Source organism: Xanthovirga aplysinae, assembly GCF_009711365.1.
Lineage (GTDB): Bacteria > Bacteroidota > Bacteroidia > Cytophagales > Cyclobacteriaceae > Xanthovirga > Xanthovirga aplysinae.
In genome coordinates this window covers 1-838 of sequence record NZ_SMMB01000247.1, presented here as the reverse complement: position 1 = coordinate 838, position 838 = coordinate 1, and the positions used below count along the sequence as shown (strand labels likewise).

Genomic DNA, 838 nt, shown 5'->3' with positions numbered 1-838 from the left:
GGTAAAGGAGCAATTAATGATTTCATTAATCACCTGTTCAATTTTAAAATTCTTCGGTTTCCAGTTGCTAGAAAGAATACTATTTTCTTTTCTTTCCACTTTTTCTGCGAGCCTTTTCAGTGAATCATTCCCATTTTGGGCAATATCTAAAAATGAAGAGGTCTTAAAATTAACCCCAAAGGTTTCAATGCGTTTACTCTTAATTAATACCTCTAATTCGAGGCCCTTCGAATACATGATGTTGTTGTGTGGCCCAGAAAGATTGAATGAAGCATTCAACTGTCTGTAGTGAAAGCGATAGTCACCGCTTAGCCCGAAATGTAAACGGACGAAATCAGAATCATTTTTGGAGTAATGAGAACCAAAAGTATGATAATGAACAGTGGTATGAGCAATGGAAATGTTGTCTAATTCCCACTTTTTACTTTTTAATACCCCGTTGTTAAATTTTATTTTCATTGGCTGATTTCGTTGGGTTAGAGTCAAGTACTTGGCAAAGTAAAACTATTAAATTCGTAAATGTATTAAAGATATTTATTGATAAGGCCTTTTTGGGATGTTTTAATGACTTAAACAAAGAAAACTAGTTTTGAATTTAAGCCTTAGTTGTAGACTTAGATTTTTTAGAAGTTTTCCTAAAAGAATATAGGCGTTGGTTTGGGAAATTTATCCACCATCTTTTTTGAATAAAATTTAAATATAGGTATTGAATGAATTCCTTTGAAAGATAATGAAGTTGATAACCAATTGTTAATTGGATGATTTTAAGGGTTCTAGAAGAATTGCTTTCCCTTACTCTAACCCTTAATTACCATTACCTTGGTATTAAAATGACTAA

At 31.9% G+C, this 838-nt stretch carries 1 protein-coding gene; it reads right to left on the bottom strand.

What is annotated here, in order from left to right:
* Positions 1–459 (bottom strand): hypothetical protein (locus E1171_RS00595; protein WP_155203081.1); only part of this gene is annotated, 459 nt, incomplete at its 3' end.
* Positions 460–838: the final 379 nt, after the last annotated feature.